8 protein-coding genes and 1 pseudogene are annotated in these 13,297 nt (G+C 64.6%); 1 reads left to right on the top strand and 8 read right to left on the bottom strand.

Features of this window, described 5'->3' with window-relative positions; genetic code table 11:
- Both DF200_RS10850 and DF200_RS08655 read right to left on the bottom strand, forming a co-directional pair.
- A partial coding sequence (locus DF200_RS10850) for a single-stranded DNA-binding protein (RefSeq protein WP_158275825.1) occupies positions 1-388 on the bottom strand: 388 nt, incomplete at its 3' end.
- A 407-nt stretch (positions 389-795) separates the two neighbouring features.
- Positions 796-2,613: a proline--tRNA ligase gene (locus tag DF200_RS08655; RefSeq protein ID WP_170112500.1), complete on the bottom strand. Its 1,818-nt coding sequence runs from the start codon at positions 2,611-2,613 to the stop codon at positions 796-798.
- A gap of 2,889 nt (positions 2,614-5,502) precedes the next feature.
- Here DF200_RS08655 and DF200_RS11365 point away from each other — a divergent pair.
- A pseudogene (locus tag DF200_RS11365) lies at positions 5,503-6,045 on the top strand (SCO7613 C-terminal domain-containing membrane protein); the annotation flags it as partial.
- A 45-nt stretch (positions 6,046-6,090) separates the two neighbouring features.
- On the opposite strand, the gene DF200_RS08645 reads toward DF200_RS11365, so the two are convergent.
- From DF200_RS08645 to DF200_RS08620, 6 genes are all read right to left on the bottom strand, one after another.
- Positions 6,091-7,551 carry a DEAD/DEAH box helicase gene (locus DF200_RS08645; RefSeq protein ID WP_109137877.1) on the bottom strand — a complete coding sequence of 487 codons (1,461 nt, stop codon included), beginning with the start codon at positions 7,549-7,551 and terminating at the stop codon, positions 6,091-6,093.
- Between the two features lie 60 nt (positions 7,552-7,611).
- The gene (locus DF200_RS08640) at positions 7,612-7,857 is read right to left on the bottom strand and encodes a hypothetical protein (RefSeq protein ID WP_146192055.1); all 246 of its coding nucleotides are present in this window, start codon (positions 7,855-7,857) and stop codon (positions 7,612-7,614) included.
- Positions 7,858-8,003: 146 nt separating this feature from the next.
- Positions 8,004-9,146 (bottom strand): iron-containing alcohol dehydrogenase, encoded by a 1,143-nt coding sequence (locus tag DF200_RS08635; RefSeq protein WP_109137875.1) that lies wholly within the window; start codon positions 9,144-9,146, stop codon positions 8,004-8,006.
- Between the two features lie 121 nt (positions 9,147-9,267).
- Complete coding sequence (locus DF200_RS08630) at positions 9,268-10,494, bottom strand: aspartate aminotransferase family protein (RefSeq protein WP_109137874.1); 1,227 nt, start codon at positions 10,492-10,494, stop codon at positions 9,268-9,270.
- A 238-nt stretch (positions 10,495-10,732) separates the two neighbouring features.
- The gene (locus tag DF200_RS08625; protein ID WP_109137873.1) at positions 10,733-11,533 is read right to left on the bottom strand and encodes an SDR family NAD(P)-dependent oxidoreductase; all 801 of its coding nucleotides are present in this window, start codon (positions 11,531-11,533) and stop codon (positions 10,733-10,735) included.
- Positions 11,534-11,718: 185 nt separating this feature from the next.
- On the bottom strand, positions 11,719-13,296 hold the full coding sequence (locus DF200_RS08620) for a YncE family protein (RefSeq protein WP_109137872.1): 1,578 nt from the start codon (positions 13,294-13,296) through the stop codon (positions 11,719-11,721).
- Between the last annotated feature and the right edge of the window lies 1 nt (position 13,297).

The raw sequence follows: 13,297 nt of genomic DNA, 5'->3' as shown, positions 1-13,297 counted from the left end.
CCCCTCCGCCTGAGCCTCCCCCGCCGTTCTGCGTGCGTACGAACATGGACGCCCCCCGGTTGAGGTCGTGCCCGACGTACGCCGCCTCTATCGCGATCGCGCTGCGCTGCGCCCCGTCGCGCTCCCAGGTCTCGGTGACGAGGTCCCCGACGACGATCACGGCGTCGCCTTTCTTCACCGACTGCATGACGTTCAACGCAAGCGTCCGGAAGGCCTTGACGGTGATCCATGTGGTCGGGCTCTCCTGCCACTGCCGGGTGCGCCGGTTCCAGAACGAACGCGTGGAGGCCAGGCGAAACGTGCACATCGGCGTGCCGCCCTGCGCTCCCAGCCGTGTCGGCTCCCTGCCCACATTCCCGGTGATGACGATCTGTGACTGCTGTGCCATGGTCGGCCCTTTCCCTTGCATTCGACGTTTGGACCATTCCGTCAGCGGAGCCGGGTTCAATGGCGAGAGAGGAGGAAGAAGGGGAAGAACGTCGCCTATGATCCCGGTCGCCGCGGAACGGTGATATCCACTATGCGGCACAACGGCGGGTCGCGGCATGGAAAACCGGGAATGTTGACGGATGGACCACCCTCGGACGGATGCTGTGGATAAGTCGGAGGGGATCCTGGGATTGTGGATATCCTTCGGACTTCTCCACCGATGGATGGAAGGAACGCAATGATCAAAAAACCGGCCCCTCCATAGGGAGGAGCCGGTGTCACGGTCGATTCGGCCCGTCCGAAATCGATGGCTTGCCCGAATCATCAGGCCGTCGCACCGTGTATTACGGGCCGTCGCACCGTGTATTACTTGAGCAGGTCGGCCACGCGTGCGGCGATGGCGTCAGCCGCCTCGGCGACCGGCACGGCCACGTCGTTGCCGCCATCGCGGTCACGCACCTCGATGGTGCCGTCGTTCACGGTGTCGCGGCCGGCGACGGCGATCAGCGGGGCGCCGACGAGTTCGGCGTCCTTGAACTTCACGCCCGGGGAGACCTTCCTGCGATCGTCGTAGATGACCTCGATTCCCTTGGCCTCAAGCGCGGCTACGAGGTTCTCGGCGGCCTCGAAAGCCTCGGCGTTCTTGCCGGTGGCGACCACATGCACCTGGGCGGGGGCGATCACGGCCGGCCATGCCAGGCCTCGGTCGTCGTGATGCGTCTCGGCGATGCAGGCGAGCACACGGGAGACGCCGATGCCGTAGCATCCCATCCACACGGGCACGGTCTTGCCGTTCTGGTCGAGCACCTTGAGGTCCAACGCCTTGGAGTATTTGAGACCGAGCTGGAACACCTGGCCGATCTCCACGCCGCGCTCGAAGCTCAGCGGGCCGGAGCCGTCCGGGCTCATGTCTCCGTGACGCACCTCGACGGCCTCCACGGTGCCATCGGCCTCGAAGTCGCGCCCGTAGACGAGATCGTAGTAGTCGACCTCGTTCTCGTCGGCACCGGTGAACCATGCGGAGCCCTTGACCACGTGCGCGTCGAGGAGGTACCGCACCGGATCCTTCACACCGGCGGCCTCGGCCTGCGGCCCAAGGACCATCGGTCCGATGTAGCCGACGACGAGCTCCGAATGCCCCTTCAGGTCCTCTTCCGTGGCCTCCTCGATCTCGGCGGGGGCGAACTGCGCCTCAAGGCGCTTCATGTCCACCGTGCGATCGCCGGGGACGCCGATGACGACGACCTCGCGCCACGGTTCGTCGTGCTCCTCGTCCTCGGGATGTTTGACGGCGATGGCCACGTTCTTGAGGATGTCGGAGGCGGCCCATTCGCGGCCGTCCGCTCGCGGATGGTCGGCGTTGGCGCGTTCGATCATCTTCTCGATGCTCTTCGCGTCCGGCGTCGCCTCCTTGTGCGCGGCGGGCGTGGCGGAGCAGTCGACCTCGGGCAATTCGGGCGTGTGCAGGGCCTCGACGTTCCATGCCTTGCCGGACGGGGCGAGCGCGAACGTGTCCTCGCCGATGGGCATGGGGGCGAGGAACTCCTCGGATGCGGACCCTCCCATCGGGCCGGACATGGCGAACACCGGCACGTACTTGAGGTCGAGACGCTGGAAGATGCGCTCGTAGGCGCCGCGTTCGTCCATATAGGCCTTACGCAGGCCCTCCTCGTCGATGCTGAACGAGTAGGCGTCCTTCATGATGAACTCGCGGCCGCGGATCAGACCGGCGCGCGGGCGGAACTCGTCACGGTACTTGGTCTGGATCTGGTACAGCGTGACGGGCAGGTCCTTGTACGAGGAGTACATGTCCTTGACCAGCAGGGTGAACATCTCCTCGTGCGTCGGGGCGAGCAGATAGTCGGCCTGGTGACGGTCCTTGAGACGGAAGATGTTGTCGCCGTACTCCTCCCAGCGATGGGTGGCCTCGTACGGCTCACGCGGCAGCAGGGCGGGGAAATGCACCTCCTGGGCGCCGATGCCGTTGATCTCCTCGCGGATGATGCCTTCGATCTTGTCGAGGACCCTCAGACCCAGCGGCAGCCACGTCCAGATGCCGGGGGCGGCCTTACGGATATATCCGGCTCGCTGCAGCAGCTTCGCGGAATCGACGTCCGCGTCCGCGGGATCCTCGCGCAGCGTGCGAAGGAACAGCGTAGACATACGCAATGCTTTGGAACTCATACGTCCCAAGGGTATTCACGTTAAGGGACATCGGCGTGACGGTGCGAATCGCGTCGAACGACGCTTCACCATCCGTCGCATGTATGGGAGACTGGTATCAGGCATGCTCGGAAGGGGGCTGCAATGGCATCAGATTCGATGATGAACCCGGCGTCGCGACGAGGGGGACGATGGCCGCGTTCCGTCCACGATCTGCGCAACGCCGCGTTGTATCCGGACACGTTCACGCCGATATCCGGCCGCGTCTCCCCGGCCGGTCTCGATCTCGGCGACCCGAGATCCGCGCGACTGCTTGACCTGAGCCGCCGCGCGGCGCAGACGCTGGATCGACGGGACCGGCTCATCGACCAGCTGCGGGACCCACGGCGGCGTCCCCCGTACGGGGTGACGTTGAACGCATGGCCCCGCGATACGTCCCAATTGACCGATCCGCATATATACCCCGATACGTTCGCGCCGATCGCCGACCCGCGCGTATCCCCCACGGGTGTGGATCTCACCGACCCACGGGCGGCCGAAATCCTCGAACTGGGCCGAGCCGCGGCCGCGTTGCTCGATGAACGCGCCCGGCTGATCGGCGCGATGATCGCGGACGCCGCCGCGCCGGGGACGGCACCGTTCCGACCGATGCCAAAGACACCGCCGGAGATGACGCCGTCAACGGCATCAACGCCAAGGCAGCGGTTCAACGTGCAGATTCTGCTGCTGGCCATCGGCATCGCCCTGGTGTCGATGGCGGTGCTCGTGTTCGCCGCGCTCACGTATTCGATGCTCGACGACGTGCAGCGTGGCGCGGCCATCGCAGCCATCGCAGCCATCGCCCTGGCCTTTTCGTATGCGTTGCATGAGCGGCTGCGCATCACGGCGGAGGGCGTGGGGTGGGCGGGACTCATCGCCCTGACCATCGACGCCCATCTCGTCTCCGGCTTGCCGGTGTTCGTGGACGTTCCGGCCGAAGCGGTCGCCGGACCGGCCATGATGCTCGTTTCCGGCATCGGCATGGGATTGTGGTGGTCGCTGCGCGTACGGGGACGCGATCCGCTGCGCTGCTGCACGCTGTTCGCCGCCTTCGCCTCCCCATACGCACTCATGCTCACCCTGTACGGGGCGTTCGGCTTCAATCCCGTTTTCGATATGCTGTTCGACGGCGTCTCCACCACTCGGCTGTGGGCGGCGATGCTCGGCACGGCCATGGTCGCCGTCCCCGTCGGTGCGTTCCTGCCCGCCCGTCGGCGCGGGTCCGGCGATGCCGGGGACGGCGGCGAAGGCGGTGTCAGGGCACCGAACGTGGAACGCAATGCCGTCATCATCATCGGCATGGTCTTCGGCACGGTCGCGGCGTTGGCCGTCGTGACGCTGGCCACGCAGCCCCGGGACCCCGTGACTGTCCTCGTCTCATCCCTGCTCACCACACTGGTCTGGCTGACATTCTGGCCGTTCCTGCACCGTCGGTTCTCCACGGACGCCCCGGTCGTCCCGGCATTGACGCTGCCGGCAGCGGCGCTTTCCCTCATGCCGGTCGCCCCCGCCATCGACGAACTGGTGTTCGCCGGAGACGTCGCACGGCAGTATCAGGACTGGCGGTTCCTGATACCGTGCGCGGAGGCGGCCGTTTTCGCCTGCGCGTTCGCCGCATTGTCGCATATGCTCAGAAACGCGGCCCAGGAGAAGCGGTCCACGACAGCGCCGCCACGCGCCCGGGAAACGCATTGGCGGCCGTCCGCGAAGGAATGCGAGGCGGGCCGCGTGCTCGGCGGTATCATCGCCGCCATGGCGCTGGCGACGCAGACGCTGTGCAGTCTTCCGGCGATTCTCACCGTGCTCATCGACGTGCCGCTCACCATGCTGGTCTCCCGATGGTCGTCGCCCTTCTCCTCATTCAAACCGACTCCGTCCATCCCCACGCTCGTCACCATGCTGATGCTGGCCGTCACGCTGCTATGGCTGTCACGCACTTTGAGCCGCCGGTTCATCATCCCCGCCCTTGTGGCGGCGACGATGGCATTGTGCCTGCTGGCCACGTTCCCCTCCGACCGCGCCACGGTGCTGGCGGCGTTCTTGCTGCTGCCGTGCGTCTTCGCCGCGGCCGTATTGGCGATGCGCATATTCGTCGGAGGGGGAATCGACGCGGCGACGGCGGTGTCGGCACCATCGTCATCGTCAACGTCGCCACCATCAACGTCATCACCATCATCATCGACCTCATCGACGTCGCGGCCGCAACAATACCAGCCACGTCCCCAACCACGACAACTCCAACAGCCGGCACGCCCCCGGCCGTCATACGCCATCTACGCGCTGCGCACGCTGCAATGCCTGTCGCTGCTGTCGATGATCTCCCTCGCCGCATTGAACACCAACGGACACGACGGCATGGCGATCGCGACCGGCCTCGTCGCCATGTCGTTGTGCGCCGTCTGGTATCTGGTGCTGTCGAACGACATGCCGGAAGGCCCACGCATCGTCGCGGGCCTCGCCATCGTGCCATTCATCGGATTCCATGCCATGAACATCACCTACGCAACGCAACGATTGACGAACCTCGGCAACAGCGACATGACCATACCGAGATATCTCCTCTGGGGCCTGATCATGATCGGCATACTCGCGCTGGCCGCCTTCGCCAAGGCCGAAGGCCGGACGGTATCGCTCAGGGACTCGGAACGCACCGGTCTGATGCTGCCGGCGGGCGTCTGCGCCATCGGCGGCATGTTCACCGCCGGAACGCTGACCTGTCTCAAGGGATGCGGCACGCTCATCGACGCCATCCCCTTCATCACCGATCCGACGGTCATCATCCTGCCGCAGCTGGTCGCCCTATGCTCCCTGGCGGCCATCGCGGCCATCGCATGGCTTGACGGGCCGCCGACGAGCAACCGGCGGCAGCGTGCCATCATGCTTGCCGCCATCGCCCTGATCGGCGTGCTGGTCATCGCCGCCACGAACTTCAACGCGCTGGTTTTCGACGGCCGGACCACATACGCCCCGGTCACGCCGCCGGAGTTGCCGACGCTCACGCTCGCGGTCGCCATGCTCGTCGCCGGCGGCATACGCATGCGCCGCAACGTAGCGCGACGCAGCTGGAAGGAGCTCGGCCCCGGCCTGCTGACCGCCATGCTGCCGTCGCTGCTGCTCACGTGGATCGTGCCGGCGCCGTCGGGCGTACGCATCGTCATCGTCGGCACGATGGCGTTGGCGGCGATCATCGTCGGCGGCGTCCGCGGTCTGCAGGCACCGCTGGTATGCGGCACCGTCGTCATGGCCATCCATGTGTTCGTACGGCTTTGGCCGGCGATCCGCGCGTTCAGCGCGGACTATTGGTGGGTATGGCTGGCGTTGGCCGGCATCGCGCTGATCGTGGTCGCCGCGTTCTACGAACGCAGTCTCAAGGCCATGCGCACGCTTGGCCGACGTATTCGAGATCTTCGTTGACGACATCAGGAACATACAGAACACGTCAAAACACTTCAAAACACTTCAGAACAGCGTATCCTGCATGAATTCGTCGTCCATGCCCGAATCGTCCGGATTCTCCCCCGACGACGACTTCTCCGGGTCCATCGTCGTGGTTTTCCGTCGACGCGGATCGAACGCCGCCGCGCCTTCGGCGGCGAGCGTTTCGGCCGCCGAACGCGATTCCGCGCGAAGCCGGGAGTCAAGACGCACGGCATCGTCGGAGACGAGGAACGCCTTGTCGTTGATGCCCCGCAGATACAGTCCGTCGAGCGATTCGACACGGGACAACGCCACATATCCCATGCCGGGGGCGAATGTCCGCCGCAGGTCCATGACGGCCCGGTCAAGCGTCATGCCCTGTGATTTGTGTATGGTGATGCCCCATGCGCAGCGCAACGGCACCTGGTTGACGCTGGCGAGCACGGTCTCGCCGTCCATCATCTCCCAGGCCGCGGGTTTCATCGTCACGATGTTGCCGTTCTCGAACCGTACGATGGGCCAGCCGCCCTTGCTCCCCTGTTCGAATTCGACGACCGTGCCGATGGATCCGTTGACGTATTGGCGGTCCTGGTCGTTGCGCAGCGCCATGACGGCCGCCCCCCGCTTCAATGCGAGGTGTTCCGGGGCGAGCATGTTCCTTTTCAGACGTTCGACGAGTTGGGCGGAACCCGCCGATTCGGCGAGATATTCATGCGGCTCCTCCCCGATCTCGGCGAGACGTCGGTCGTTGAGCGAGTCTGCCTGACGGTTCGTGGGGAACAGGTTCGTGGCGACGACGCCCGGATCGGGCAAACAGCCGATGCGATCGGCGAGCAGGCCGCGGTCGGCGTCGGTCACGTTGCCATCGCGGATGTCGGTGAGCACGCCGAGCAGCCGGCCGTCGTCCTGGCGATGCTGCTCGGTCAGATAGCATATCGTGGGCCGCAGCCGCTCCCATATCAACGATTCGGTGACGAAGCCCTCCGGGTCGAGACCACGTCGCGCGTATTCCGCCCGCGAGCGCATGAACGTCTCGCTCGGCGCGATCATGTCGTTGTCGCGCCCGGACCTGCTGACGGGCGGCAGTTGGAAGAAGTCTCCGGACACGACCACCTGCAGGCCACCGAACGGACGGTCGTCGCGCCGCAGTATGCGGCAGACCTCGTCGACCATGTCGAACAGCCATGCGTGCATCATCGAGACCTCGTCGATGATGAGGACGTCGGTGGCGTCGATGGCCTTGCGACGCCGTGTCTTGATGCGTTTGAGCGTGGCCGGCTCCAATGCGGTGGCGACGCCGACGCCGCTCCACGAGTGGATGGTCTGCCCATTGACGTGCGTGGCCGCGATGCCCGTCGACGCGGTGACGGCGACGGATCTGCCGTTGCGTCGCGCGCTACGGATGAATTCGTTGAGCACGTAGGTCTTTCCGGAGCCGGGGGCGCCGGTGAGGAACACGTTCGCGCCGGCGTCGAGCATGGCCAGGGCTTCGGGTTGCAGCATAGTCCCCTATGGTACTCGCGACGGCGCTTGCGGCTGCCCGGCGGATGCCCGGCGCTTCGGTCAGCCGCGCATGTCGGCCATCCATCGTTCGACGGCGTCAGGCAGGGTGAGATGTTCCATGCGCCGAACGTCATCGCCGCACTGCTCGACGACGACACCGGCCACTCCGGCCATTCCGACGAATCCGATCATCCCGATGACCCCGGCGACGGACTTCCGGTCGCGTTCACGCACCGGGCCACGGGTCTGCGTTTCGTCCCCGTATCGCAAATCCCCGCCGACGTGCCATACCACCTGTATTGCCATATTTGTATTGCCACATCCACGGATGATCCGGCAATCGCGGACCGCATATGAAAGCGCCGCGGCGGCCAACCGGCCGACCACGGCGCTTCCGTTCCCACAACACGGTGTCGCAGAGAGGCACGATCACCGTTCACGATTCACCATAATCACAAAGCCCTATAGATCACCTCCACATCCTTCGGCGTGACGGCACGCGGGTTGACGGCGATGTTGCCGGACGCCATGGCGTCCTTGGTCATCTGGCCGATGACGGCGGGGAACGTCTCGCGGTCGACGCCTGCCGCCTCCAGCGAATCGGGGATGCCGATCTCGGAAAGCAGCGAACGGATCTCGTCGATGAAGTCCTCCGGGTAGGCGTATTCGACGTCGGGGAACAGCGCCTCGTGCATGAGCTCGTACTGGCCCTTGTCGGCGAGCGCGTTGAATTCGAGCACGCTGGGCAGCAGCAGGCCGTTGGCCTCGCCATGCGCCACATGGAAGAACGCGGAGATGGGGTGGCTCATGGCATGCACGAGGCCGAGCCGGGTGGATTCGAAGGCGATGCCGGCCATGGTGGCGGCGACCATCATGCCGCGCGCCGCCTCGGCGTCGTCACGGCGGGCGTAGAAGCGGCGGAGGTATTTGCCGATGAGGCGTAGCGCCTCCAGCGAATACATGCCGGAGAACGTGGAGTCCACGGTGTTGGTGAACGATTCGATGGCGTGGACCATGGCGTCGGTTCCGCAGGCTGCGGCCACGCGCGCGGGGACGGTGGCGAGCACGCCCGGGTCGAGGATGGCGTAGGCGGGCAGCAGCAGTTTAGAGCCGACGGTGAGCTTGTAGTTGCGGGCCTCGTCGGTGATGACGGAGAACGAGGTGACCTCGCTGCCGGTGCCGGCGGTGGTGGGGATGGCGATGAACGGCACGATCGGTCCGGGCACGGTGTTCATGCCTTCGTAGTCGCCGATCTCGCCGCCGTATTTGACGACCACGCCGACGGCCTTGGCCACGTCGAGCGAGGAGCCGCCGCCGATGGCGATGATGGAGTCGCAGCCGTTGCCGTTGAAGAGTTCGGCGGCCTCGTCCACGCAGACGGCGGTCGGGTTGGGTTTGACGTCGGTGAACATCGTATGCCTGATGCCGGCGGCGTCGAGCGAGTCGGTGGCCTGTTTGGCGAGCGGGGCGTCGGCGAGGAACGGGTCGGCGATGATGAGGACGTTCGTCATGGTGAGTTCGGCGGCATAGGTGCCGAGACGGCTCACCCCACCGTAGTCGACGATGATGTTCTGCGGTATGGAAAACTTGAGCATGGCTGTGCCTTTCGATCTGCGGCGTCATTACCGCGGTTTCCAGCATAGGGGCGGTTGCGTCCGGCGGCAAGCCATGGGCTCCCTGCGGCGAGGGAGCCCATGTCGGCTGCCGGACGGAGGGTCACTCCTTGCCGGCGACGACGGCGTTCACGGAGTCGGAGAGGATTTCGATGGCCTCGTCGATCTGCTTCTTCGTGACGATCAGCGGCGGGATGCAGCGGATGATGTCGTTGCCGATGGCGGTGGTGAGCAGGCCGCGCTTGAGGGCGGCGTGCTTGACGTCCACGGCGTTGACGGTGCCGTCGAACTCGAAGCCGACGAGCAGGCCGCGGCCGCGGGATTCCTTGATGTGCGGCAGCGTCTTGCCCTGTTCGATGAAGTATTCGCCCATCTTGGCGGCGTTCTCCGGCAGCTTGCGGCTGACGATCTCGTCGACCTCGGCGAGCGCGGCGGCGGTGCACATCGGGGAGCCGCCGAACGTGGTGCCGTGGGTTCCGGGGGTCAGGGACGCGGCGATCGGGTCCTTGGTGACCATGGCGCCGATCGGGACGCCGCCACCGAGGCCCTTGGCCATGGTGAAGATGTCGGGCTCCACGCCGTAGCCCTGCCATGCGAACAGGGAGCCGGTGCGGCCCCAGCCGGTCTGGACCTCGTCGAAGATGAGCAGCAGGCCGTTGTCGTCGCACAGCTTGCGCAGGCCTTCGAGGAACTCCTGCGTGGCCGGGTGCACGCCGCCTTCGCCCTGCACGGGCTCGACCATGATGGCGATGGTGTTGTCGGTGATCTTGGCCTTGAAGTCGTCGAGGTTGTTGAATTCGGCGTAGGCGAAGCCTGGGGTCATGTCGCCGAAGCCGTCCTGGGCGAGGGAGCCCGGCTGGCCGGTGGCGGCGAGGGCGCCGAACGTGCGGCCGTGGAAGGAGTGCAGGGCGGAGAGAATCTCGTACTTGTGCGGGCCGAAGTGGTCGATGCCGTACTTGCGGGCGAGCTTGATGGCCACCTCGTTGGCCTCGGTGCCGGAGTTCTGGTAGAAGATCTTGTCGAATCCGGCGAGGTCGCACACCTTCTTGGCCAGCAGCGCCTGCGGGATGGTGTACGGATAGTTGAAGGTGTGCATGATGTCGCCCACCTGGTCACGCACGGCGGCCACGACCTTCGGGTTGCAGTTGCCGGCGTTGTTCACGGCGATGCCGCCGTAGAAGTCAAGGTAGGCGTTGCCGTCCGGATCGTAGAGGTACATGCCTTCGGCGCGTTCGGCGACGAAGTCGTAGCGCTCGTATGTTTCGATCATGTATTTCTTCACGAGGCCCTTGAGCTCGTCCTGGGTGAGACCCGTGTCCGCAAGCTTCATCTCATGCTCCTTCCGCTGTGACGTGACGCCACGTCGATGCAGGTGTTCGTCCGATCACGCGCTTGCAGGTCGCCGAATACCGTTCGTTGCGACGTTCGGCGACCGCCTTGCTGTGCAATCTAGACTGGAGTCTAAGTTCGCCGTGTTTCCTCATGCACGCGTTTGTGTGTCACCGAGATGACATGATTGCGCCGTTTCGTCCAATCCATGGACCAAAAGCGGACATATGGTCCACATTCTATGGGCGTCCGTCCAATCCCTGCAGACGGAGCTGGGACCACATGAGCGCCCGCACCGGCAGCAGTCTCGTCGCCGCGAAGATGGCCTTCGCCGGCCATCCCGGCAACGACAGCGCCCGTCCGCGGAACGTGTCGGCGATGATGGCCCGCATCACGGCCCGCGCATCCATGATGCCCACGAAGTTATGGAATACGGAGCGGCCGGCGGCCGTCCGCGCCCTGTCGAGGAACTCGGTGCGCACCCAATACGGGCACGCGGCCGTCACCCGTATTCCACGATGGGCGAGCTCCCGGCCCAACGCCCGCGACCAGCTCACCATGAACGCCTTCGTCGCCGCATACACGTTGATGTACGGGCAGGGCAGGAATCCGCTGATCGAGCACAGGTTCACGATTTTCGCGCCGGCGCGCATGTACGGCAGGCTGTGCGAGACCATGGCGATTGGCGCCTTCACATTGAGATCCACCATGTCGAGATCGTCGGCAAGAGGCACGTTTTCGAAATGATCCATCTTGCCGAAGCCGGCGCAATTGGCAAGCAGTACGATGTTCGGGCGTTCCCTCGCAAGCAGGCGGCGGTAGGCTTCGAGACCGTCCGAGTCGGCCAGATCCAGCGCCACGGGACGAACCTTCACCTTCACCGTCCTCGCCAGCGCCCGGAGCCGTTCCTCCCGGCGCGCGATCACCCATATCTCGTCGGCGGCGATACGACCGGCGGCGGCCCAATGGGCGATCTGGTCCACGAATTCACGCCCCATGCCGCTTGAAGCGCCAGTCACCACGATGATGTTCACGCCCATATCAGCCTCCTTGCCGCCGCAATCTGGAATCCCCCACCATTATCCCCATCCCCGCATCCGGAAACGCGAGCCGTGAGGCTCCGTCTCAGGAAAGCGCCGATCTGCGGCAACGAAAACATTGAAATTCCGTAGCGGCAGACGGCGCTACAGCAACATATGAAGCCTTACAACTCGATGGTTGATGGTCAGTGCCGCCTCCGGTGTGGGTTTCGAGCATGAATCCCCGCCCGGTCCGGTCCTCGCCGCAGCCTGACGGCGAGTATCACGCCCACACCAACGACACCCGCCGTCGCCACACCCGCACAGATTCCCGCAATCATGGCTATTGACGGTCCGTCATCTCCATTCCCCTCATCCTTGGCCTTCACCTGAGACGAATCGTCGCCTCCGGCCACGCTCTTCGGCAACCGCAGCACCGAGAGGAACAACGAATCATCGTTCCGTGTGTGCATGGCGAGAACCAGCATCCGCCCACCATCTCCGGACTGGGTAATCGACAGCTTTCTCGGCCCTATCGGACTATAGGGGTACGGCTGATCCTCATACGCCGAACCCTTTGGATCGTAGATGAGCACTCCGCTTTGCTGCCGCCCAGTGTTCAGATTCAGCTGTTGAACCTCGCCGTCCGTCGACTCTCGATTGCCCATGCCGCCATACATGACGTTGCGGTCATCCTCGATCATCATCGGTATGATATTCGTGGCTATGGCATCCGTCACCGTTTCGGCTTTTGCGACGCCCTTGGAGAGATCAAAGGCTTCGACCCTGCCATCGGAATGACGCTGACCGATGGCATTGTTGCTGACCACCAGCCGTTTGCCGGTTCGAGACAACGCGAAGGTTTGTGGTGTGAACGGCATATCAAGCACCCGCCGCTCCCCCGTCCGCACGTCGATGACGGTGACCTGCTTCGCGCCGGAGATATAGGCAAGGGTGCCGCCATCATCGGACAGCTCCAGACTCATATCGGCGGAAAGCCCCTCCGACGCTGTTTTCAGCACCCGTATGTCACCCGTCTTTACATTGATGGTGCCGAATGCCGAATCCTGATTATGCTCCCGGTAGAAGTACGCGTAGATCAACCCGGTTTTCGAGGAGAACGCGGGAAGGTAACTGACGCTGGCGTTCGTCAGGGCGAACAGTCGCTTGCCGCGTCCGCTGGCGATGTCGTACGAGTACAGGTCGTATTGCGCCGGACCGGTTTCGACATTGCCGCCTTTGGCTGCGACCGGCGCGTAGGCCGTCTGACCATCCTCGCTGACGACGACCATGGTCAGACGACTGCCGAAACTGCCGATCTGTTTCATGGACGCCGTATCGAACACCTTCACCGTACCGGCATCCACCACATAAAGCCGACTGCCATCGTCGGACAGCGAAACATCGCCCGTCATTGAGGATGTGAATGTTATCTCCGTCCGCACCGTTCTGGAAGGCACATCGACAACGTACACATGACCGCCCTGCCGCACATACGCGGTCTTGCCGTCCGGAGACGACATGACCGCGACGAAGCCATAGAGTCCCGCGGAATCAGCCAATGAGAAGGTCGGCGACACCGTTCCTTCGAACGTCAATCCGTCATCCTTTGATGATATGGCTCCGTCGGATACCGGTTCGCCGACTCCTGCAGCTGAGGAATCGGACGATGCCGCATGGGACGGCGCCACAGGAGCCATCACAGCGGCCACAAGCATGCCGACCAGCATAAGCACCGCCGCCAGCGCCGACGCCGCCGACCTGCGCAATCTCCCATCCAGCATG

It is taken from the genome of Bifidobacterium catulorum (assembly GCF_003129925.1).
In the GTDB taxonomy this organism is placed as follows: Bacteria; Actinomycetota; Actinomycetes; order Actinomycetales; family Bifidobacteriaceae; genus Galliscardovia; species Galliscardovia catulorum.
Note: the sequence above shows the minus strand (reverse complement) of the source record. Positions and strands in the feature narration are given on the sequence as shown.

Coding starts and splice junctions, on each gene's coding strand:
- DF200_RS08655 (WP_170112500.1), bottom strand. CDS start 2,613: ATGAGTTCCAAAGCATTGCGTATGTCTACGCTGTTCCTTCGCACGCTG.
- DF200_RS08645 (WP_109137877.1), bottom strand. CDS start 7,551: ATGCTGCAACCCGAAGCCCTGGCCATGCTCGACGCCGGCGCGAACGTG.
- DF200_RS08640 (WP_146192055.1), bottom strand. CDS start 7,857: ATGGCAATACAGGTGGTATGGCACGTCGGCGGGGATTTGCGATACGGG.
- DF200_RS08635 (WP_109137875.1), bottom strand. CDS start 9,146: ATGCTCAAGTTTTCCATACCGCAGAACATCATCGTCGACTACGGTGGG.
- DF200_RS08630 (WP_109137874.1), bottom strand. CDS start 10,494: ATGAAGCTTGCGGACACGGGTCTCACCCAGGACGAGCTCAAGGGCCTC.
- DF200_RS08625 (WP_109137873.1), bottom strand. CDS start 11,533: ATGGGCGTGAACATCATCGTGGTGACTGGCGCTTCAAGCGGCATGGGG.
- DF200_RS08620 (WP_109137872.1), bottom strand. CDS start 13,296: ATGCTGGATGGGAGATTGCGCAGGTCGGCGGCGTCGGCGCTGGCGGCG.